The sequence below is a fragment of the Pseudomonas sp. SA233 genome (genome assembly GCF_054792385.1).
Genome location: NZ_CP096449.1, coordinates 1,450,197 through 1,470,319 on the forward strand (window position 1 = coordinate 1,450,197; position 20,123 = coordinate 1,470,319).

16 protein-coding genes are annotated in these 20,123 nt (G+C 64.1%); 12 read left to right on the forward strand and 4 right to left on the reverse strand.

Features of this window, described 5'->3' with window-relative positions; genetic code table 11:
- Positions 1-221: 221 nt before the first annotated feature.
- Positions 222-1,184 carry a DMT family transporter gene (locus M1D87_RS06740; RefSeq protein WP_421091816.1) on the forward strand — a complete coding sequence of 321 codons (963 nt, stop codon included), beginning with the start codon at positions 222-224 and terminating at the stop codon, positions 1,182-1,184.
- Positions 1,185-1,307: 123 nt separating this feature from the next.
- On the opposite strand, the gene M1D87_RS06745 is transcribed toward M1D87_RS06740, so the two are convergent.
- Complete coding sequence (locus M1D87_RS06745) at positions 1,308-2,702, reverse strand: class II fumarate hydratase (RefSeq protein WP_054573483.1); 1,395 nt, start codon at positions 2,700-2,702, stop codon at positions 1,308-1,310.
- 155 nt (positions 2,703-2,857) lie between these two features.
- Between M1D87_RS06745 and M1D87_RS06750 the strand changes: the two genes are divergently transcribed.
- From M1D87_RS06750 to M1D87_RS06780, 7 genes are all read left to right on the forward strand, one after another.
- Entirely contained in the window at positions 2,858-3,382 is a 525-nt protein-coding gene (locus M1D87_RS06750; RefSeq protein WP_003259051.1) for a DUF2059 domain-containing protein, read from the forward strand.
- Positions 3,383-3,392: 10 nt separating this feature from the next.
- The gene (locus M1D87_RS06755) at positions 3,393-3,689 is read left to right on the forward strand and encodes a BolA family protein (RefSeq protein WP_003252644.1); all 297 of its coding nucleotides are present in this window, start codon (positions 3,393-3,395) and stop codon (positions 3,687-3,689) included.
- A gap of 226 nt (positions 3,690-3,915) precedes the next feature.
- Complete coding sequence (gene trhO / locus M1D87_RS06760; RefSeq protein ID WP_013971443.1) at positions 3,916-4,848, forward strand: oxygen-dependent tRNA uridine(34) hydroxylase TrhO; 933 nt, start codon at positions 3,916-3,918, stop codon at positions 4,846-4,848.
- Positions 4,849-4,851: 3 nt separating this feature from the next.
- Positions 4,852-5,484: a DsbA family protein gene (locus tag M1D87_RS06765; protein WP_015269296.1), complete on the forward strand. Its 633-nt coding sequence runs from the start codon at positions 4,852-4,854 to the stop codon at positions 5,482-5,484.
- Positions 5,477-7,309 carry an ABC transporter ATP-binding protein gene (locus tag M1D87_RS06770; protein ID WP_039614565.1) on the forward strand — a complete coding sequence of 611 codons (1,833 nt, stop codon included), beginning with the start codon at positions 5,477-5,479 and terminating at the stop codon, positions 7,307-7,309. The genes M1D87_RS06765 and M1D87_RS06770 overlap by 8 nt, the downstream gene beginning before the upstream one ends.
- 273 nt (positions 7,310-7,582) lie before the next feature.
- Positions 7,583-10,039 (forward strand): EAL domain-containing protein, encoded by a 2,457-nt coding sequence (locus M1D87_RS06775; RefSeq protein WP_421091817.1) that lies wholly within the window; start codon positions 7,583-7,585, stop codon positions 10,037-10,039.
- 30 nt (positions 10,040-10,069) lie between these two features.
- Entirely contained in the window at positions 10,070-10,855 is a 786-nt protein-coding gene (locus tag M1D87_RS06780) for a TenA family transcriptional regulator (RefSeq protein WP_015269299.1), read from the forward strand.
- A 121-nt stretch (positions 10,856-10,976) separates the two neighbouring features.
- On the opposite strand, the gene M1D87_RS06785 is transcribed toward M1D87_RS06780, so the two are convergent.
- From M1D87_RS06785 to ubiG, 3 genes are all read right to left on the reverse strand, one after another.
- Positions 10,977-11,717 carry a YciK family oxidoreductase gene (locus tag M1D87_RS06785; RefSeq protein WP_015269300.1) on the reverse strand — a complete coding sequence of 247 codons (741 nt, stop codon included), beginning with the start codon at positions 11,715-11,717 and terminating at the stop codon, positions 10,977-10,979.
- Positions 11,718-11,869: 152 nt separating this feature from the next.
- Positions 11,870-12,541, reverse strand: a complete 672-nt coding sequence (gene mupP, locus M1D87_RS06790; RefSeq protein ID WP_421091818.1) for an N-acetylmuramic acid 6-phosphate phosphatase MupP — start codon at positions 12,539-12,541, stop codon at positions 11,870-11,872.
- A gap of 2 nt (positions 12,542-12,543) precedes the next feature.
- Positions 12,544-13,242 (reverse strand): bifunctional 2-polyprenyl-6-hydroxyphenol methylase/3-demethylubiquinol 3-O-methyltransferase UbiG, encoded by a 699-nt coding sequence (ubiG, locus tag M1D87_RS06795; protein ID WP_003260863.1) that lies wholly within the window; start codon positions 13,240-13,242, stop codon positions 12,544-12,546.
- A gap of 111 nt (positions 13,243-13,353) precedes the next feature.
- Here ubiG and mtnA point away from each other — a divergent pair, with 111 nt between their 5' ends.
- The 4 genes from mtnA to pheA all read left to right on the forward strand — a co-directional run bounded on the left by mtnA (position 13,354) and on the right by pheA (position 20,010).
- Positions 13,354-14,430 carry an S-methyl-5-thioribose-1-phosphate isomerase gene (gene mtnA / locus M1D87_RS06800; RefSeq protein ID WP_421091819.1) on the forward strand — a complete coding sequence of 359 codons (1,077 nt, stop codon included), beginning with the start codon at positions 13,354-13,356 and terminating at the stop codon, positions 14,428-14,430.
- Between the two features lie 366 nt (positions 14,431-14,796).
- Positions 14,797-17,562: a DNA gyrase subunit A gene (gene gyrA, locus M1D87_RS06805; RefSeq protein WP_013971451.1), complete on the forward strand. Its 2,766-nt coding sequence runs from the start codon at positions 14,797-14,799 to the stop codon at positions 17,560-17,562.
- Between the two features lie 268 nt (positions 17,563-17,830).
- Positions 17,831-18,916, forward strand: a complete 1,086-nt coding sequence (gene serC / locus M1D87_RS06810) for a 3-phosphoserine/phosphohydroxythreonine transaminase (protein WP_421091820.1) — start codon at positions 17,831-17,833, stop codon at positions 18,914-18,916.
- Positions 18,916-20,010 carry a prephenate dehydratase gene (gene pheA, locus M1D87_RS06815; protein WP_013971453.1) on the forward strand — a complete coding sequence of 365 codons (1,095 nt, stop codon included), beginning with the start codon at positions 18,916-18,918 and terminating at the stop codon, positions 20,008-20,010. Before serC ends, pheA begins: the two co-directional genes overlap by 1 nt.
- Positions 20,011-20,123 lie beyond the last annotated feature (113 nt).

A 20,123-nucleotide genomic window follows, 5' to 3' on the forward strand; every position in this document is an offset into this window, starting at 1 on the left:
GCGGGTGAACCCGCTCCCACAGAAATACCACAGGGCTGAATCTTGTGTGATCCTTGTGGGAGCGGGTTTACCCGCGAAGAGGCCAGAACAGACAGCACAACTGCCAAGCCATGCCGCAGAAGAATGACCTGATGAATTCTTTTCCCGGCACCCACCACCGTCCCCGCCCTCCAAGCCCGTAGAATTCAACCACCCCCACCACGGGCTCGATCGAGGATTTTATGCACACCATTACCGGCCGCTGGGGCTATGGCCTTTTCCTGGCACTTTTGACGGCGTTGCTCTGGGGCATCCTGCCGATCAAGCTCAAGCAGGTGCTGCAAGTGGTCGACCCGGTCACCGTCACCTGGTACCGCCTGCTGGTTTCCGGCGGCCTGCTGTTCGCCTGGCTGGCCGCCAAGCGCAGGCTGCCTTCCTTCAGCAAGCTGACGCCCAAGCGCAAAGGCCTGGTGGTAGTGGCCGTGCTCGGCCTGATGGGCAACTACGTGCTGTACCTGATTGGCCTGAACCTGCTCAGCCCGGGCACCGCGCAACTGGTCGTGCAGATCGGCCCGGTGCTGTTGCTGGTGGCCAGCGTGTTCGTGTTTCGCGAGCGCTTCAGCCTGGGGCAGGGCGTGGGTCTGCTGATCCTGCTGGCGGGGTTCGGGCTGTTTTTCAACCAGCGCCTGGAAGAGCTGCTGACCTCGCTCGGCACCTATACCACCGGCGTGCTGACCATCCTGCTGGCCACCAGCGTCTGGGTGTTCTATGCGCTCAGCCAGAAGCAGTTGCTGACGGTGTGGCATTCGCAGCAGGTAATGATGGTGATCTACCTCAGTTGCGCCGCGCTGCTGACACCCTGGGCCCACCCGTTGGAGGCGTTGCAGCTGTCCCCGGTGCAAGGCTGGCTGTTGCTGGCCTGTTGCCTGAACACCCTGGTGGCCTATGGCGCGTTCGCCGAGGCGCTGGCGCACTGGGAGGCGTCGCGGGTGAGTGCCACGCTGGCGCTGACCCCGCTGGTGACCTTTGTCGCGGTGGCGCTGGCGGCCTTGGTCTGGCCTGATTATGTGCACGCCGAGGACATCAATGCGCTGGGCTATGTGGGGGCGGTGACCGTGGTGCTAGGCTCGGCGCTGGTGGCACTGGGGCCTTCGCTGGTGGCCGGGTGGCGGGCCCGCAGGGCGCGGTTGGCCCAGGCTCAATGATCGCCTGTACCGGCCTCTTCGCGGGTGAACCCGCTCCCACAGGGATCCCACAATATTCAGCCTTGTGGTAATCCTGTGGGAGCGGGTTCACCCGCGAAAGGGCCGGTAAAGGCAGTGCACGACTCAGCCCTTGCCCCCCGGAGCCAGCATGTTCTCCGGCCTCACCCACTGGTCGAACTGCTCATTGGTCAGGTACTTCAACTCCAGTGCCGCCTCGCGCAAGGTCTTGCCTTCGCCATAGGCCTTCTTGGCAATTTCCGCTGCCTTGTCATAGCCAATATGCGGGTTCAACGCCGTCACCAGCATAAGCCCCCGTTCCAGGTGCGCCGCCATCTGCTCGGCATCCGGCTCGATGCCCGCCACGCAGTGCTGCTGGAAGTTGCGGCAGCCGTCAGCCAGCAATTCGATCGACTGCAGCAGGTTGTGGATGATCACCGGCTTGAACACGTTCAGTTGCAAATGCCCCTGGCTGGCGGCAAAGCCGATCGCCGCGTCGTTGCCCAGCACCTGACAGGCCAGCATCGACAGCGCCTCGCACTGGGTAGGGTTGACCTTGCCTGGCATGATCGAGCTGCCCGGCTCGTTGGCCGGCAGGCGTACCTCGGCCAACCCGGCGCGCGGGCCGGAACCCAGCAGGCGCAGGTCATTGGCGATTTTCATCAGGGCCACGGCCAGGGTCTTCAGGGCGCCGGCCAGGCTGGTCAGCGGCTCGTGGCCGGCGAGGGCAGCGAACTTGTTCGGCGCGGTGACGAACGGCAGGCCGGACAGCGCCGCCAGTTCGGCGGCGATGGCTTCGGCAAAACCATGCGGGGCGTTGAGCCCGGTACCCACGGCAGTGCCACCCTGGGCCAGTTCGCACACCGCCGGCAGGGTGGCGCGGATGGCACGCTGGGCGTAGTCGAGCTGCGCGACGAAGGCCGAGACCTCCTGGCCGAAGGTGATCGGCGTGGCGTCCATCATATGCGTGCGGCCGGTCTTTACCAGCTTGTGGTGGCGTGCCGACAGCTCGGCCAGCCCCGAGGACAGCTCGGCGATGGCCGGCAGCAACTTGTCGTGCACCGCCTGCGCCGCAGCGATGTGCATGGCGGTGGGGAAGCAGTCGTTGGAGCTCTGCGAGCGATTGACGTGGTCGTTGGGGTGCACGGGCGCCTTGCCGCCACGGCCTTTGCCGGCCAGTTCATTGGCCCGCCCGGCGATCACTTCGTTGACGTTCATGTTGCTCTGGGTGCCGCTGCCGGTCTGCCAGACCACCAGCGGGAACTGGTCGTCATGCTCGCCGCCCAGCACTTCGTCGGCGGCCTGTTCGATCAGCCGGGCGATGTCGGCCGGCAAGTCGCCGTTGCGGTCGTTGACGCGTGCCGCGGCCTTCTTGATCAGCGCCAGGGCATGCAGCACCGCGATGGGCATGCGTTCCTTGCCAATGGCGAAGTTGATCAGCGAACGCTGGGTCTGCGCACCCCAGTAGGCGTCCTCAGGAACTTCGACCGGGCCCAGGCTGTCTGTCTCGATACGGCTCATTCTGTACTCACTCCCTTGTAGTTCGAAATCGCAGTTTAGGCCCTGATTCGACCGAGCGGTTCCGTCGCTCGTCGTGCCACTTGAGCACATCGCCACCACGGCGCAGAATGCTCTACTCTGAGGTACCCGCCTCCCTCTCTTCTGAAGGAAATGCAATGACCCGTCTCCGTGTCCTTTGTGCCGCCGTTGCCCTGGCTTGCGCCAGCGGCCAGGTACTCGCTGCCACCGCCAGCCACAACGCTGCTGCCGAGAAATTCCTGACCCTGGCCAACGCCGACAAGCTGGGCACCCCGGTGTACATGCAGGTCCAGCAGATGTTCGCCCAGCGTTTCGCCCAGACCAAGGCCCCGGCCACCAAGCAGCCGGTGCTGGAAAGCTACCAGGCCAAGGCCAACGCCGCGCTGGACAACGCCATCGGCTGGAACAAGCTGAAGCCGAAGATGGTCGACCTGTACACCCAGACCTTCACCGAGCAGGAGCTCAAGGACCTGGTCAAGTTCTACGAATCGCCGCTGGGCAAGAAAGTGCTGCGCGAAATGCCCAAGGTCACCCAGCAGTCGGCCCAGCTGACCCAGCAGAGCCTGGAGCCAGCGGTACCGGTGGTTAACAAGCTGCTGGACGACATGACCAAGGAACTGGACCCGAACGCTGGCAAGGCCGCCGCCCCGGCGAAGAAGTGAGTACGCCGCGATGACCATGCAACAGCGTATCGAACAGCAGCTGGCCGCCCTGGCGCCGCAACACCTGCAAGTGCTCAATGAAAGCCACATGCACAGTCGTGGTCAGGAGACCCACTACAAGGCAGTGATCGTCAGCGAGCAGTTTGCCGGGTTGAACAGCGTCAAGCGCCACCAGAAGGTGTACGCCACCATGGGTGAGCTGATGGGCGAGATCCATGCCCTGGCCATCCACACCTACACCGCCGAAGAGTGGGCCAAGGTCGGCGTTGCACCGGCCTCGCCGGTGTGCGCGGGCGGCGGGCACTGAAACCTTGTTGTTGTTCTGGTAGAATCCTGCAAAATCCGGGGGCCGCTTTGCGGCCCATTCGCGGCACAAGGCCGCTCCTACAGGGATAGCGCAGCCCGTCGGCTGGTGCATTCCCCTGTAGGAGCGGCCTTGTGCCGCGAATGGGGCGCAAAGCGCCCCCGCTTTTTTGTCACACTGTCAAACCCGGTCCGCCCCTTACGAGGGCAACCACTGGAGATCCTGCTTCATGTCCCAACCCATCGTCGTCGCGGCGCTGTACAAGTTCGTCACCCTGGAAGACTACGTCGAGCTGCGCGAGCCGCTGCTCAAGACCATGCTCGACAACAACGTCAAGGGCACCTTGCTGCTGGCCCACGAGGGCATCAACGGCACCGTGTCGGCCACCCGCGAAGGCATCGACGGCCTGCTGGCCTGGCTGCGCAACGACCCACGCTTGGCCGATGTCGACCACAAGGAATCGTACTGCGACGAACAGCCGTTCTACCGCACCAAGGTCAAGCTCAAGAAAGAGATCGTAACCCTCGGCGTACCGGGCGTGGACCCGAACCAGGCGGTCGGCACCTACGTCGAGCCCAAGGACTGGAACGCGCTGATCAGCGACCCGGAAGTGCTGCTGATCGACACCCGCAACGACTACGAAGTGGCCATCGGTACCTTCAAGGGCGCCATCGACCCGAAGACCGAAACCTTCCGCGAGTTCCCCGACTACATCAAGGCCAACTTCGACCCCAGCAAGCACAAGAAGGTTGCCATGTTCTGTACCGGCGGTATCCGTTGCGAAAAAGCCTCCAGCTACATGCTCGGTGAAGGCTTCGAGGAGGTCTATCATCTTAAGGGCGGCATCCTGAAATACTTCGAGGAAGTGCCTCAGGAAGAAAGCCTGTGGGACGGCGACTGCTTCGTCTTCGACAACCGCGTCACGGTGCGCCATGACCTGAGCGAAGGCGAGTACGACCAGTGCCACGCCTGCCGCCACCCGATCAACGCAGAGGAGCGCGCGTCCGAGCACTATTCGCCTGGGGTCAGCTGCCCGCACTGCTGGGACACCCTGAGCGAGAAGACCCGGCGTAGCGCCATCGACCGGCAGAAGCAGATCGAGCTGGCCAAGGCCCGCAACCTGCCGCACCCGATCGGTTACAACTACAAAGCCGAGGCTTGATGCATGTCTGCACGCCTGATCTATGTGATGGACCCGATGTGCTCGTGGTGCTGGGGTTTCGCACCCGTGGCAGCGGCCCTGATCGCCCAGGCGCGTGACGCAGGCGTGCCTACCCGCCTGGTGCCGGGCGGGCTGCGTACCGGCGGCAGTGCCCTGGACAGCTCTACCCGCAAGTACATCCTTGAACACTGGCAGGCGGTGGCCGACGCCACTGGCCAGCCGTTCCGCTTCGAGGGGGCCATGCCCGACGGTTTCGTCTACGACACCGAGCCGGCCTGCCGTGCCCTGGTCACCGCCCGCGAGCTGGACGCCGAGCGCGTCTGGCCGCTGCTGGCGCTGATCCAGCGTTCGTTCTACGAGCAGGGCGTGGACGTCACCATTGCGCCGCATCTGGTCGACCTGGCCGAACAGGCAGGCTTCGACCGCACCGTGTTCGCCGAGGCCTTCGCCTGTGCCGACACCCGCGCCGCCACTGCAGCCGATTTCAGCTGGGCCCAGGACCTGGGTATCGCCGGTTTCCCGACCTTGCTGGCCGAACGCAATGGCCAACTGGCCCTGCTGACCAACGGCTATCAGCCGCTGGAGCGCCTGCAACCCTTGCTCGGCCGCTGGCTGCAGCAGGCCGCCTGTGCTTGATGTGCCTGGGTCACCCGACCCGGTGCCGGGCAAGCCCCACACTGCGGCTGATCGACTGAGCTGGGCGGAAATCCGCCGCCTGGCCCTGCATCACAAGAAAAACCTCTGGTCCGCCAACTTCATCGCCGTATTGGCGGCCTGCTGCAGCGTGCCCATCCCGCTGTTGCTGCCGCTGCTGGTGGACGAAGTGCTGCTGGGCCATGGCGATGCCGCGCTGAAGTGGATGAACCACCTGCTGCCGTCCAGCTGGCAGGTGGCGGCGGGCTACATCGGCCTGATGTTGCTGCTGACCCTGTGCCTGCGCCTGGCCGCGCTGGCGTTCAACGTGATCCAGGCCAAGCTGTTCGCCGGCCTGGCCAAGGACATCGTCTATCGCCTGCGCATTCGCCTGATAGAGCGGCTCAAGCGCATCTCGCTGAAGGAATACGAAAGCCTGGGTAGCGGCACGGTAACCACCCATCTGGTCACCGACCTGGACACCCTCGACAAGTTCGTCGGCGAAACCCTGAGCCGCTTCCTGGTGGCCATGCTGACCCTTACCGGCACGGCGGCCATCCTGATCTGGATGCACTGGCAGCTGGCCATGCTGATATTGCTGTTCAACCCGCTGGTGATCTATTTCACCGTACAGTTGGGCAAGCGCGTCAAGCACCTGAAAAAGCTCGAGAACGACAGCACCGCACGCTTTACCCAGGCGCTGGCGGAAACCCTCGACGCCATTCAGGAAATCCGCGCCGGTAACCGCCAGGGCTACTTCCTCGGTCGCCTTGGTCTGCGCGCCCGCGAAGTGCGGGACTACGCCGTGGACTCGCAGTGGAAGAGCGATGCCAGCGGCCGCGCCAGTGGCCTGCTGTTCCAGTTCGGCATCGATATCTTCCGCGCCGCGGCCATGCTCACCGTGCTGTTCTCCGACCTGTCGATCGGCCAGATGCTGGCGGTATTCAGCTACCTGTGGTTCATGATCGGCCCGGTGGAGCAGTTGCTCAACCTGCAATACGCCTACTACGCCGCCGGTGGTGCGCTGAGCCGCCTAAACGAACTGCTGGCACGCGACGACGAGCCGCAGTACCCGGCTGCCAGCGACCCGTTCGCCGGCCGCGAGACGGTGGGCATCGAAGTGCGCGACCTGCGCTTTGCCTATGCCGACGAGCCGGTGCTCGAGCACCTCGACCTGTCCATCGCCCCGGGCGAGAAGGTGGCGATAGTCGGCGCCAGCGGTGGCGGCAAGAGCACCCTGGTGCAGCTGTTGCTGGGGCTTTACAGCGCCCAGGCCGGCACCATCCGCTTTGGCGGTGCCAGCCTGCAGGAAATCGGCCTGGAAACCCTGCGTGAAAACGTCGCGGTGGTGTTGCAGCACCCGTCGTTGTTCAACGACACCGTGCGCGCCAATCTGACCATGGGCCGTGACTGCAGCGACGAGGCCTGCTGGCAGGCACTGCGCATCGCCCAGCTGGATGCCACCATCGCCGCCTTGCCGCAGGGCCTGGACAGTGTGGTGGGGCGCTCCGGCGTGCGCTTGTCCGGTGGCCAGCGCCAGCGCCTGGCCATTGCCCGCATGGTGCTGGCCGAACCCAAGGTGGTGATCCTCGACGAAGCCACCTCGGCCCTGGATGCCGCCACCGAGTACAACCTGCACCAAGCCCTGGCGCGCTTCCTCAGCGGCCGCACCACACTGATCATCGCCCACCGCCTGTCGGCGGTGAAACAGGCCGACCGGGTGCTGGTGTTCGACGGCGGGCATGTGGCCGAGGATGGCGACCACCAGCAGCTGATTGCCGAGGGTGGGTTGTATGCCAAGTTGTATGGGCACCTGCAGCAGAGCTGATCCCCACAAGCAAGCGCGCTGTGTATGTAGGAGCGGCCTTGTGTCGCGATCGGGCCGCAAAGCGGCCCCTGGATTTTTGCTTTACCGCTGATATCTTGGGGCCGCTTTGCGGCCCGATCGCGACACAAGGCCGCTCCTACAAAAAGCGCGTCGACGTAATCGAAAATGGCGTTGAGCCTGGCATAAAAAACCCAACCGCCGGGATGGCAAATGGCCTACGCTGTGCTTTGTCTGGGTTGATTTGCGCCTTATCTGCTCTGTGACAGGGACTCCATGAAGGGACATCGCACTCTAGAAGCGCCAAAGTTGCTCGGCATCACCTGGCCCTTCATCGCCGTTGTGGTCTTCCAGGTAGCCTTGGGCAGCCTGAGCCTTTATACGCTCTCGGCCGTGCGTGCCTACGTCGCGGGCGAAAGCCTGTGGTCCAAGGCGCAGAAAGACGCCATCTACTACCTCAACCTGTACGCCGAGACCCGCGACGACAGCACCTATCAGCGCTATCGCCAGGCCATCACCGTGCCCCAGGGCGACCACCAACTGCGCGAAGTGATGGACCAGCCCAGCCCCGACCTGGATGCCGCGCGCCAGGCCGTGCTGCAAGGCGGTAACCACCCCGACGATGTCGAGCGGATCATCTGGTTCTACCGTAACTTTCGCAATGTAAGCTACATGCAGACGGCCATCGACTACTGGGACATCGGCGACGACTACCTGGGCAAGCTGGATATGCTGGCCGTGGAAATGCGCAGCAGCTTCGCCGCTGGCCCGGTCGACGCCCGCACGGTAAGCGACTGGAAGGCGCGCATCGTCACCATCAACGAAGGGGTAACCCCGGCCGCCAAGGCGTTCAGCGATGCCTTGGGCGAAGGCTCGCGCATGCTGCTGCGGGTGCTGCTGATCACCAACCTGCTGACCGCAATGTTCCTGATTGCCATTGCCTGGCGCCGCTCCAGCAAGCTGCTGGCCCAGCGCCAAGCCTTTGCCAGCGCCCTGCAAGAAGAAAAGGAGCGGGCGCAGATTACCCTGCAGGCCATTGGCGATGCGGTGATTACCACCGATGTGGAGGGCAGTATCGGCTACATGAACCCGGCCGCCGAGCAACTGACCCACTGGCAGGCCGGCCAAGCCCAGGGCCTGCCGTTGTCGGCGCTGTTCAGCCTGGTGGACGAGCAGGCAGAGGAAGACGGCCGCAGCCTGGTCGAGCAGGTGCTCAGTGGCAGCCTCAAGGGCGGCGCCGAGCATGCCCGGCTGATCCAGCGCCTGGACGGCAGCACTGTGTCGGTCAACCTGGTCGGCTCGCCGATCGTCAATGACGGCCAGGTCGGCGGTATCGTGCTGGTGCTGCACGACATGACCCAGGAGCGCCAGTACATCGCCAACCTGTCCTGGCAGGCGACCCATGACGCCCTGACCGGCCTGGCCAACCGCCGCGAGTTCGAATACCGCCTGGAGCAGGCGCTCAATGACCTGGCGCGCCAGGCCGGGCGGCATTCGCTGATGTTCCTGGACCTCGACCAGTTCAAGCTGGTCAACGATACCTGCGGGCATGCCGCCGGCGACGAGCTGCTGCGGCACATCTGCGCCGTGCTGCAGTCCGGCCTGCGCGAGGGCGATACCCTGGCCCGGCTGGGTGGTGACGAATTCGGCGTGTTGCTGGAAAACTGCCCGCCCGACCAGGCCGAGCGCATTGCCGAGCAGCTGCGCCAGCTGGTGCAGAGCCTGCATTTCGTGTGGAAAGGGCGGCCGTTCGTCACCACCGTCAGTGTCGGCCTTGTGCACATGGCCCAGTCCCCCGGCACCCTCGAAACCTCGCTGCGCGCCGCCGACATGGCTTGCTACATGGCCAAGGAAAAGGGCCGCAACCGCGTGCAGGTGTACCATGCCGACGACAGCGAGCTGTCCATGCGCTTTGGTGAAATGGCCTGGATCCAGCGCTTGCACGTGGCCCTGGAAGAAAACCGCTTCTGCCTGTACGCCCAGGAAATCGCCCCGCTGAAAACATTCGAAGGCCCCGGCCATATCGAGATCCTGCTGCGCCTGCACGACGAAAGCGGGCGTACCATCCTGCCCAGCAGCTTCATCCCGGCGGCCGAGCGCTACGGCCTGATGACCGCGCTGGACCGCTGGGTGGTGCGCAATGTGTTCCTGGTCATCCGTCAGTGCCTGGACGAAGGGCGCGAGGGGCCGCTTTCGATCTGCGCGATCAACCTGTCGGGGTCGAGTATCGGTGACGACAAGTTCCTCGAATACTTGCAACGCCTGTTCGTCGAATACGCCATTCCGCCGCGGATGATCTGTTTCGAAATCACCGAAACCAGCGCCATAGCCAACCTTGGCAGCGCCATCCGTTTCATCAACGAGCTGAAGGGGCTGGGTTGTCGCTTCTCGCTCGATGATTTCTGCGCCGGCATGTCGTCGTTCGCCTATCTCAAGCATTTGCCCGTGGATTACCTGAAGATCGACGGGAGTTTCGTCAAGGACATGCTCGACGACCCGGTCAACCGGGCCATGGTCGAGGTCATCAACCACATCGGTCACGTAATGGGCAAGCGCACCATTGCCGAATTCGTCGAAACACCCTTGATCGAGCAGGCCTTGCAGGAAATTGGCGTGGATTATGCCCAGGGCTACCTCATCGAACGCCCCCAGGTGTTCACCTGTGACAGTCTGCAGCGCCAACGGATCGCCGCCCGGCCTCTGTTGCAGCGGGCACCTGGCACGTTTCGCTAGCTAGAAATCACAAGGATCAAGGAGCTGAAAGTGATTGACGCATTCGTTCGTATCGGGCCTTTGATGGATCCCGCCAGCTACCCCCAATGGGCCCAGCAACTGATTGAAGACTGCCGCGAGAGCAAGCGCCGGGTAGTCGAGCATGAATTCTACGCGCGCCTGCGCGATGGCCAGTTGAAGCAATCGACCATCCGCCAGTACCTGATTGGTGGCTGGCCGGTGGTGGAGCAGTTCTCGCTGTACATGGCCCACAACCTGACCAAGACCCGCTATGGCCGGCACCAGGGCGAAGACATGGCGCGGCGCTGGCTGATGCGCAACATCCGTGTCGAGCTTAACCACGCCGACTATTGGGTGAACTGGTGCCAGGCGCATGGCGTGCACCTGCACGAACTGCAGGCCCAGGAAGTGCCGCCTGAACTGAACGGCCTGAACGACTGGTGCTGGCGCGTGTGCGCCACCGAGAACCTGGCCATTTCCATGGCGGCGACCAACTACGCCATCGAAGGTGCGACCGGTGAATGGTCGGCGGTGGTGTGCTCCACCGACACCTATGCGCTGGGCTTCCCGGAGGACCAGCGCAAGCGGGCGATGAAGTGGCTGAAGATGCATGCCCAGTATGACGACGCGCACCCGTGGGAGGCGCTGGAGATCATCTGCACCCTGGCGGGCGAGAACCCGACCCTGGGGCTGCGCAATGAACTGCGCAAGGCGATTTGCAAGAGCTACGACTGCATGTACCTGTTCCTGGAACGGTGCATGCAGCTGGAAGGGCGCCAGCAAGGGCGCATGCGCCCGGTGTTGGCAGCGGGGTAGGCCCGGGGGCCGCCATGCGGCCCATCGCGGCACAAGGCCGCTCCTACATGGGTATGCGATCCCCTGTAGGAGCGGCCTTGTGCCGCGATGGGCTGCAAAGCAGCCCCGGCAATTCCAAGCCTTACTGGGCGTTGAACGCCTGCCCATTCACCCCTTTGCTGTCCGGCCCCATCAGGTACAGGTACACCGGCATGATCTCTTCCGGCAGCGGGTTGTTCTGCGGGTTTTCGCTAGGGTAGGCCTGTGCCCGCATCGCCGTGCGCGTGGCACCCGGGTTGATGCTGTTGGAGCGCACCGGTGCCACGCCTTCCAGTTCATCGGCCAGGGTTTGCATCAGGCCCTCGGTGGCGAACTTGGACACGCCATAGGCGCCCCAGTAGGCCCGGCCCTTGCGCCCGACGCTGCTGCTGGTGAACACCACCGAAGCGTCTTCCGACAGCTTCAGCAGCGGCAGCAGGGTGCTGGTGAGCATGAAGGTGGCATTGACGTTGATGTGCATCACGCGCATGAAGTTGTCACCCGACAGCTGCTCCAGCGGCGTACGCGGGCCGATGATCGAAGCATTGTTCAGCAGGCCGTCGAGGCGGCCGAACTGGTCTTCGATCATCACTGCCAGTTCGTCGTACTGGTGGGGCAGGGCGGTTTCCAGGTTGAACGGGATCACCACGGGTTGCGGGTGCCCGGCGGCTTCGATCTGGTCGTAGACCTCATTGAGATTGGCCTCGGTCTTGCCCAGCAGCAGCACAGTAGCGCCCAGCGCAGCGTAGGCCTTGGCGGCAGCGGCGCCAATGCCGCGGCCGGCACCGGTAACCAGGATGACCCGGCCTTGCAGCAGGTCGGGGCGGGCGGTGTAGTCGAACATGGTAGGTCCTTCGAGTTCGTTGGCGCGGCACCGTCCCCTGTGGGAGCGGGTTTACCCGCGAATGCGTACGATCAGGCACCGCTGGCGCCGGCGCTGACGCATTCGCGGGTGAACCCGCTCCCACAGGGGCTGTGCTGCGGTCTAGACGGGGTTCAGCAGCCGCACAGCGCGCTGTCGATCACCTTGCGCAGTTCCAGCGGGTGGTCCACCACCACATCGGCGCCCCAGTTGTTGGGGTTGTCCTCTGGATGAATATAGCCGTAGCGCACTGCCGCCGTGCGAGTACCGGCGTCGCGGCCAGACTCGATGTCGCGCAGGTCGTCGCCGACGAACAGTACGCTGGCAGGGTCCAGGCCAAGGGTCTTGCAGGCGAGGATCAGCGGCTCGGGGTCGGGCTTGCTGTTCTTGACGTGGTCCGGGCAGATCAGCAGCGCCGAACGCTCGGCCAGGCCCAGTTGCTGCATGATCGGCTCGGCAAAGCGCACCGGTTTGTTGGTGACCACACCCCACAGCAGGTTGCCTTTCTCGATGTCGGCCAGCAGCTCGGCCATGCCGTCGAACAGCTTGCTGTGCACCGCGCAGTCGCGCTGGTAGCGCTCGAGGAACTCCAGGCGCAGGGCTTCGAAGCCCTCGGCCTCCGGGCTGATGGCGAAGGTCGCGGCGACCATCGCGCGGGCACCGCCGGAGATCACGTCGCGGATCATCTTGTCATCGACGGCCGGCAGGCCGCGCTCGGCGAGCATGGCCTGGCAGATGGCGATGAAGTCCGGCGCCGTGTCGAGCAAGGTGCCGTCCATGTCGAAGAGTACTGCTCGCAAACTCATGTTTATTCCTCGCGCAGGGTCTGGACCATGTAGTTGACGTCGACGTCGCTGCTGAGCTTGTAGTGCTTGGTCAGTGGGTTGTAGGTCAGGCCGATGATGTCTTTCACCTGCAGGCCGGCAACGCGGCTCCAGGCGCCCAGCTCGGACGGGCGGATGAACTTCTTGAAGTCGTGGGTGCCGCGCGGCAGCATCTTCAGGATGTACTCGGCGCCGACGATGGCCAGCAGGTAGGCCTTGGGGTTGCGGTTGATGGTGGAGAAGAACACCTGGCCGCCAGGCTTGACCATGCGGTAGCAGGCGCGGATGACCGAAGACGGGTCGGGCACGTGCTCGAGCATTTCCAGGCAGGTGACCACGTCGAACTGTTCGGGCATTTCCTCGGCCAGGGCTTCGGCGGTGATCTGCCGGTATTCCACCTGCACGCCCGACTCCAGCTGGTGCAGCTGGGCCACGGCCAGTGGCGCCTCGCCCATGTCGATGCCGGTGACCGTGGCGCCGCGCAGGGCCATCGCCTCGCTGAGGATGCCGCCGCCGCAACCCACGTCCAGCACCTTCTTGCCGGCGAGGCTGACGCGCTCGTCGATCCAGTTGACGCGTAGCGGGTTGATTTCGTGCAGCGGCTTGAACTCGCTTTCGCGGTCCCACCAGCGGTGGGCCAGCGCTTCGAACTTGGCGATTTCGGCGCGGTCGACGTTGCTCATTAGAACAGTCCTCTGAAACTTCGCAAAATTGCGCCGGAGTATACCCGAGCGCTCGGCCCCGAGGGTCGCTATAATCGCCGGCTTTTGATATCCGAACGACGGGGAGAGGCGATGCGCGAGCGACTTTTGGCGGCGGAGAAGGTGACCGGGATCCGCTGGCAGGGCGGCGTCCTGCACCTGCTCGACCAGCGCCTGCTGCCGTCGGAAGAGCGCTGGCTGGCCTGCGACAATGTCGCGCAGGTTGCAGCGGCGATCCGCGACATGGCCGTGCGCGGCGCCTCGGCCATCGGCATTGCCGCGGCCTATGGCCTGGTGCTGGCCCTGGAAGAGCGGCTGGCCGAGGGCGGCGACTGGGAAATGGACCTGGAGGAAGACTTCCTTGTCCTGGCTGAAGCGCGCCCTACCGCCGCCAACCTGTTCTGGGCGCTGAACCGCATGCGTGAGCGCGTGCAGCGCCTGCGTCCGGACGAAGACGTGCTGGCGGCACTGGAGGCCGAAGCGGTGGCCATCCACGAGAGCGATCGCGAGGCCAACCTGACCATGGCCCAGTACGGTATCGAGCTGATTCGTCGCCACCAGGGCAACGCCCAGATCCTGCTCACCTATGGCAACGCCGGTGCTCTGGCCTGTGGTGGTTTCGGTACCGCGCTGGGGGTGATCCGTGCCGGTTACCTGGAGGGCATGGTCGAGCGTGTATACGCCGGCGAGACCCGCCCTTGGCTGCATGGTTCGCGCCTGACTGCCTGGGAACTGGCCAACGAAGGCATCCCGGTGACCCTGTGCGCCGACTCGGCGCTGGCCCACCTGATGAAAAGCAAGGGCATCACCTGGGTGGTGGTGGGCGCGGACTGCATCGCCGCCAACGGCGATGTGGCCAGCAAGATCGGCACCTATCAGCTGGCGGTCAGCGCCATGCATCACGGCGTACGGTTCATGGTGGTGGCGCCGAGCACCAGCATCGACCTGAACCTGGCCACGGGCGAGGACATCCCGCTGGAAGAGCGCGCTGCCGACGAGTTGCTGGACATTGGCGGCACCCGCGTGGCGCCGGATGTCGAGGTGTTCAACCCGGTATTCGACGTGACCCCCGCCGACCTGATCGACGTGATCGTGACCGAGCGCGGCATCGTCGAGCGGCCGGATGCCGCCAAGCTGGCGCAATTGATCTGCCGCAAGCGGCTGCACTGATATTCGTAGTGCCTGTGCCGGCCTCTTCGCGGGTAAACCCGCTCCCACAGGGATAGCACAAGGCCTGAGGGCGGTGGTGTACCTGTGGGAGCGGGTTTACCCGCGAAGAGGCCGGCACAGGCTATAAAAAATCCAGATTCAACCTCGTGTGAGGCCACCTGCCACATCTCCCCACCGCCCCTGCCTTTGTGATAACATCCGGCAGTTTCCAAGACCGCCCACCACGGCGGCCTTCATTGCGCAGATCCATGGCACAACTCATTGATTTGTCGTAAGTCGTCGCACCCTTATGCGCTGCGGCGGCGAGCTTCGTTCGGCCCTTGATGGAGCTGCGAAGTTTCACCAGAAAAAGGAATCAGGCTTCTCATGGGCGAACTGGCCAAAGAAATCCTCCCGGTCAATATCGAAGACGAACTGAGACAGTCTTACCTCGACTACGCGATGAGCGTGATTGTCGGGCGAGCGCTGCCCGATGCGCGTGACGGCTTGAAGCCCGTGCATCGTCGCGTTCTCTATGCGATGAGCGAACTGGGCAACGACTGGAACAAGCCGTACAAGAAATCCGCCCGTGTGGTCGGTGACGTGATCGGTAAGTACCACCCGCACGGCGACACCGCGGTCTACGACACCATCGTGCGTATGGCCCAGCCGTTCTCGCTGCGCTACCTGCTGGTCGACGGCCAGGGCAACTTCGGTTCGGTGGACGGCGACAACGCCGCAGCCATGCGATACACCGAAGTGCGCATGGCCAAGCTGGCCCACGAGCTGCTGGCCGACCTGCACAAGGAGACCGTCGACTGGGTGCCCAACTACGACGGCACCGAGCAGATCCCGGCGGTCATGCCGACCCGTATTCCCAACCTGCTGGTCAACGGTTCCAGCGGTATCGCCGTGGGCATGGCGACCAACATCCCGCCGCACAACCTCGGCGAGGTCATCGATGGCTGCCTGGCACTCATCGACAACCCCGAAGTCACCATCGATGAGCTGATGCAGCACATCCCTGGCCCGGACTTCCCGACTGCCGGCCTGATCAATGGTCGCCAGGGCATCATCGAGGCCTATCGCACCGGCCGTGGCCGCATCTACATGCGCGCCCGTTCCGAGATCGAAGATATCGACAAGGTCGGTGGTCGCCAGCAGATCGTGGTTACCGAGCTGCCGTACCAGCTGAACAAGGCTCGTCTGATCGAAAAGATCGCCGAGCTGGTCAAAGAGAAGAAGATCGAAGGCATCACCGAGCTGCGCGACGAGTCCGACAAGGACGGCATGCGCATCGTCATCGAGCTGCGTCGCGGCGAGGTGCCGGAAGTGGTGCTCAACAACCTCTACCAGCAAACCCAGCTGCAGAGCGTATTCGGTATCAACGTGGTGGCCCTGGTCGACGGCCGTCCGCGTCTGCTCAACCTCAAGGACCTGCTCGAAGCGTTCGTGCGTCACCGCCGTGAAGTGGTAACCCGCCGTACCGTGTTCGAGCTGCGCAAGGCCCGCGAACGCGGCCATATCCTCGAAGGCCAGGCGGTGGCGCTGTCCAACATCGACCCGGTCATCGCCCTGATCAAGGCCTCGCCGACCCCGTCCGAGGCCAAGGAAGCCCTGATCTCCACTGCCTGGGAATCCAGTGCCGTGCAGGTCATGGTCGAGCGCGCCGGCGCCGATTCCTGCCGCCCCGAGGACCTGCCGGAGCAGTACGGCCTGCGTGAAGGCAAGTACTACCTGTCGCCGGAACAGGCCCAGGCCATTCTCGACCTGCGCCTGCACCGCCTGACCGGCCTGGAGCACGAGAAGCTGCTGGCCGAGTACCAGGAAATCCTCGAGCAGATCGGCGAACTGATCCGCATCCTCAGCAGCGCCGAGCGCCTGATGGAAGTAATCCGCGAAGAGCTGGAAGCCATTCGCGCCGAATATGGCGATGCCCGCCGTACCGAAATCCTCGATGCGCGCCACGACCTCAACTACGGCGACATGATCCCGGAAGAAGAGCGCGTGGTGACCATCTCCCACGGCGGCTACGCCAAGACCCAGCCGCTGTCCGCCTACCAGGCCCAGCGCCGTGGCGGCAAAGGCAAGTCGGCTACTGGGGTGAAGGACGAGGACTACGTTGAGCACCTGCTGGTTGCCAACAGCCATGCCACCTTGCTGCTGTTCTCCAGCAAGGGCAAGGTGTACTGGCTGAAGACCTACGACATCCCTGAAGCGTCCCGCGCCGCTCGCGGCCGCCCGCTGGTCAACCTGTTGCCGCTGGAGGAAGGTGAGCGCATCACCGCCATGCTGCAGATCGACCTCGAGGCCCTGCAGCAGAACGCTGACGCCGACGAAGAGCTGGAGGACGCGGAAGACACCGTGCTCGAAGGCGAAGTGGTCGAGGCCGAGGAAGTGGACGAGGAAGACGGCGACACCCCTGAATGGGTGGCCGAGCCGACCGGCGCCTACATCTTCATGGCCACCGCTTCGGGTACTGTGAAGAAGACCCCGCTGGTGCAGTTCGCCCGTCCGCGCTCCAACGGCCTGATCGCCCTGAAGCTCAAGGAAGGTGACACCCTGATCGCCGCGGCCATCACCGACGGCGCCAAGGAAGTCATGATGTTCTCCGACGCCGGCAAGGTGATCCGCTTCGCTGAAAGCGTGGTGCGCGAGATGGGCCGTAACGCCCGTGGCGTGCGCGGCATGAAGCTGGGCAAGGGCCAGCAGATCATCTCCATGCTGATCCCGGAATCTGGCGCGCAGATCCTCACCGCCTCCGAGCGTGGCTTCGGCAAGCGCACTCCGCTGTCCAAGTTCCCGCGTCGCGGCCGTGGTGGCCAGGGTGTGATCGCCATGGGCACCAAGGGGCGCAACGGTCTGCTGATCGGTGCCATCCAGGTGCAGGAAGGCGAGGAGATCATGCTGATCTCCGACCAGGGCACGCTGGTGCGTACCCGCGTTGGCGAGGTGTCCAGCCTGGGTCGTAACACTCAGGGTGTGACCTTGATCAAGCTGGCTACCGACGAGACGCTGGTGGGCCTGGAGCGTATCCAGGAGCCTTCCGAGGACGAACTCGATGATGTGATCGAGGCGGACGAAGAGGGCGTCGAGGCTGAAGCGCCAGACAACGAAGAAGCTGCTGGTGCCGAAGAGGCCCCGCAGGAGTAAGCAAGCGTAAAACCCGAACGGGGCGACCAAGGTCGCCCCGTTTGACTGATTACAGCAGGCAATGGCAGGCCCTGAAGGGGCAGGCTGTTTTTTGTAGGAGCAGCCTTGTGCTGCGAATGGGACGCGAAGCGGCCCCGGGATTTCAGCGTCAACGCATGGATAGCCGGGGCCGCTACGCGTCCCATTCGCAGCACAAGGCTGCTCCTACAAGAGCGATGCGAGGCCTGCAAGAAACGAATTTGTACCATTTGGCAGAGCGAGAGTGGATGTGAGCAAACGAGCCTTTAACTTCTGCGCAGGCCCTGCCGCGCTTCCTGATGCTGTTCTGCAGCGCGCCCAGGCCGAGATGATGGATTGGCGTGGCAAGGGCTTGTCGGTGATGGAAATGAGCCATCGTAGCGACGATTACGTGGCCATCGCCGAAAAGGCCGAGCAGGACTTGCGTGACCTGCTGTCCGTCCCCTCCAACTACAAGGTGCTGTTCCTGCAGGGCGGCGCCAGCCAGCAGTTCGCCGAAATCCCGCTGAACCTGCTGCCGGAAGACGGCACTGCCGATTACATCGAGACCGGCATCTGGTCGAAAAAGGCCATCGAGGAAGCGCGTCGCTTCGGCAACGTCAACGTCGCCGCCAGCGCCAAGCCCTACGACTACCTGGCCATCCCGGGCCAGAACGAGTGGAAGCTGACCAAGAACGCTGCCTACGTGCACTATGCGTCCAACGAGACCATTGGTGGCCTGCAGTTCGACTGGGTGCCGGAAACCGGTGACGTGCCACTGGTGGTCGACATGTCGTCCGACATCCTCTCGCGCCCGATCGATGTGTCGCAGTACGGCCTGATCTACGCCGGCGCGCAGAAGAACATCGGCCCGAGCGGCCTGGTGGTGGTGATCGTGCGCGAAGACCTGCTGGGCCGCGCCCGCAGCAGCTGCCCGACCATGCTCGACTACAAGGTCTCGGCCGACAACGGCTCGATGTACAACACCCCGGCCACCTACTCCTGGTACCTCTCGGGCCTGGTGTTCGAGTGGCTGAAAGAGCAGGGTGGCATCGATGCCATGGAGCAGCGCAACCGCGCCAAGAAAGACCGCCTGTACGGCTTCATCGACAGCAGCGAGTTCTACACCAACCCGATCAGCCACAACGCCCGTTCGTGGATGAACGTGCCGTTCCGCCTGGCTGACGAGCGCCTGGACAAGGCCTTCCTCGCCGGCGCCGATGCCCGTGGCCTGCTCAACCTCAAGGGCCACCGTTCGGTAGGCGGAATGCGCGCCTCCATCTACAACGCCCTGGGCCTTGAAGCAGTCGAAGCCCTGGTGGCCTACATGGCCGAATTCGAGAAGGAGCACGGCTGATGTCCGAGCACGAACTGAAGGCGTTGCGCGTTCGCATCGACAGCCTCGACGAGAAGATCCTCGAGCTGATCAGCGAGCGTGCCCGTTGCGCCCAGGAAGTGGCCAAGGTCAAGACCGCCTCGCTGGCGGAAGGCGAAAAGCCGGTGTTCTACCGCCCCGAGCGTGAAGCCGCCGTGCTCAAGCGCGTGATGGAGCGCAACAAGGGTCCGCTGGACAACGAAGAGATGGCGCGGCTGTTCCGCGAAATCATGTCGTCGTGCCTGGCCCTGGAAGAGCCGCTGAAAATCGCCTACCTCGGCCCTGAAGGCACCTTCACCCAGGCTGCGGCCATGAAGCACTTCGGCCACGCGGTGATCAGCCGGCCGATGGCGGCCATCGACGAAGTGTTCCGCGAAGTGGCGGCTGGTGCCGTCAACTTCGGCGTTGTGCCGGTGGAAAACTCCACCGAAGGCGCGGTCAGCCACACCCTGGACAGCTTCCTTGAGCACGACATGGTGATTTGCGGCGAGGTCGAGCTGCGCATTCACCACCACCTGCTGGTGGGCGAGAACACCAAGACCGACAGCATCACCCGCATCTACTCCCACGCCCAGTCGCTGGCCCAGTGCCGCAAGTGGCTGGACGCGCACTACCCGAACGTGGAGCGCGTGGCCGTGTCGAGCAATGCCGAGGCAGCCAAGCGGGTCAAGGGCGAGTGGAATTCGGCGGCGATCGCCGGCGACATGGCGGCCAACCTGTACGGGTTGACTCGCCTGGCCGAGAAGATCGAAGACCGCCCGGACAACTCCACGCGCTTCCTGATGATCGGTAACCAGGAAGTACCGCCGACCGGCGACGACAAGACCTCGATCATCGTTTCGATGAGCAACAAGCCGGGTGCCTTGCACGAGCTGCTGGTACCGTTCCACCAGAACGGCATCGACCTGACTCGCATCGAGACCCGCCCGTCGCGTAGCGGCAAGTGGACCTACGTGTTCTTCATCGACTTCGTCGGCCACCACCGCGACCCGCTGATCAAGGCGGTGCTCGAGCAGATCAGCCAGGAGGCTGTGGCGCTGAAGGTGCTGGGGTCGTATCCGAAGGCGGTGCTTTGATCGAAGATTGCCGGGGCCGCTGTGCGGCCCATCGCGACACGAGGCCGCTCCTACAGGTATTGTGCAGGCCTCGAAACTGTACTGGCCCCTGTAGGAGCGGCCTTGTGTCGCGA